Raw genomic sequence first — 1,640 nt, 5'->3', positions numbered from 1 at the left:
CCCGGCCCGGGGGTGCCGATCCGTACGGGTTGTTGCGGGCCGGCGGGGGCGGGTCGGGGGTCCCGCGCTGGACGGGGGGGGGGCCGAGGCCCTGCGCCGTGGTCTACTCCCGGCCGTTCCGGCCCGGGAAGGCACCGGGGCCGGGCGGAAGCTGGGGCGGCAGGCCGTCCCCGCCCGCGGTGAGGGTGTCCGGCATGGTGGCCGCGGTGCAGAAGCCGTACACGTACAGGTCGAACGGCTGCGAGCTGTTGTTCCGCCCGCCGGCCATCCACCCCCGGGGGCCGTGGTTCCACCAAGGCGTGCTGACGGTCATGGTGAAGTCGCCGGGGCCGGACTCGACTGGACGCCGCCGCTGATGGCCATCTCACCGGCCGGGCACTGCCTGCTCAGCACCGCGGCCTCCTCTCCCGGCTGGAGGGTGAGGTAGTTCCCCACCGCGTGGAGCAGGAGCGGCTCGTCGGCGATCCGGGCAGGGCCGGCCTGCTCCGCGAAGGCGATGCCGGAGCCGACGGCGAGCGCCGCCAGGACCGACACGGCGATGACACGACTGCGTTTCACGAGGACCTCCCGTACGACCGATGCGTCGCGAGGCTCCATCACCGTTCCGCGGGCCTTCCACCGCCCCGTTCACCCGGAGGCCGCAAGAGGCAACGATTCTCCGCCGCCTCTTCGAGTGAGGTCAGGCGGCCCCCACCGGATGGTCGGGGTCGTCCAGCCACACCGCCTGGCCGTCCGGCGAGACGGTGAGCCCGGCGGGGGCCGCTACGGGATGTCGGCGACGGCGACCGTCGGCGTGTGGTCGTCGGCCTCGGCGAGGGGGGTGCCGTCGGGGGACCAGAGGGCGGCGCCGCCGCAGCCGGTCCAGGGGCCGGAGGGGCCGACGTGGTTGGCGAGGACGACGTGCATGCCGGTCTGCCGGGCGATGCCCGGGTAGACGGTGGCGCGTTCGTGGATGCCGCCGCCGGTGCCGTAGAGGGAGCTGGCGAGGTGGACGTCGCAGTTGTCGGTGCCGCCCCGGCCGGTGAGGTCGGGGAAGTGGTTGTCGAAGCAGGTGGCGAGGGCGAAGCGGAGGCCGCCGAGTTGGAAGCGGCCGTCCTGGTCGCCCGCGGTGAAGGTGCCCTGTTCGTTCTCGTAGAGGTGCTGCTTGAGGTAGGTGGTGATCAGTGCGCCGTCGGGCCCGTACACGTAGGTGCCGATGGCGGGTCGGGGTCCGTCGGTGGGGACGGCGCAGTTGAGGACGACGGCGATGCCGGTGGCCCGGAGCGGGGCGAGGCGGGGGTCGTCCGGGGTGACCCAGAGGGTGGGGTCGGCGGCGAGGGCTTCGAGTTCGTAGCCGGTGAGGGAGAGTTCCGGGAAGACGATCAGTTCGGCGCCCTGGGCGCGGGCCTGCTCGGCGAGGGCGACGTGCTCCCGGATGTTGGCGGGGACGTCGGCGGGGACGCAGGTCAGTTGGGCGGCGGCGATCTTCATGGTGGCCAGCATCGCAGGAAGTCGGCCTGGTCGACTTCCTGTTTTCGGTGCCCCCGAAGCACTCCCGGCGGCAGCACCTCATGGGGCACCGGGGGGGCGTCGGGGGGCGGGGGTTTGCGCTCGACGCGAAATCTTAAAAATTTAAACACAATGTAGGGCCCACAGCCGGC

Annotated in this window: 3 protein-coding genes; all 3 read right to left on the bottom strand. The window is 72.9% G+C overall.

Annotated elements, in window-relative coordinates:
- Window positions 1–103: 103 nt before the first annotated feature.
- On the bottom strand, window positions 104–313 hold the full coding sequence (locus ACFWXO_RS25790) for a hypothetical protein (protein ID WP_380526307.1): 210 nt from the start codon (window positions 311–313) through the stop codon (window positions 104–106).
- Window positions 310–558, bottom strand: a complete 249-nt coding sequence (locus ACFWXO_RS25785; RefSeq protein WP_380526306.1) for a hypothetical protein — start codon at window positions 556–558, stop codon at window positions 310–312. Before ACFWXO_RS25785 ends, ACFWXO_RS25790 begins: the two co-directional genes overlap by 4 nt.
- Window positions 559–762: 204 nt before the next feature.
- Window positions 763–1,470, bottom strand: a complete 708-nt coding sequence (locus tag ACFWXO_RS25780) for a carbon-nitrogen hydrolase family protein (RefSeq protein WP_380526330.1) — start codon at window positions 1,468–1,470, stop codon at window positions 763–765.
- Between the last annotated feature and the right edge of the window lie 170 nt (window positions 1,471–1,640).

Origin of the sequence: Kitasatospora sp. NPDC059088 (assembly GCF_042738155.1) — a bacterium.
Lineage (GTDB): Bacteria > Actinomycetota > Actinomycetes > Streptomycetales > Streptomycetaceae > Kitasatospora.
The sequence above is the reverse complement of the archived record's forward strand: the minus strand, read 5'-3'. Positions and strand labels throughout refer to the sequence as shown.

What these genes read in the sequence shown, in the direction of transcription:
- ACFWXO_RS25790 (WP_380526307.1), bottom strand. Translation starts at nt 313, where the DNA reads ATGACCGTCAGCACGCCTTGGTGGAACCACGGCCCCCGGGGGTGGATG.
- ACFWXO_RS25780 (WP_380526330.1), bottom strand. Translation starts at nt 1,470, where the DNA reads ATGAAGATCGCCGCCGCCCAACTGACCTGCGTCCCCGCCGACGTCCCC.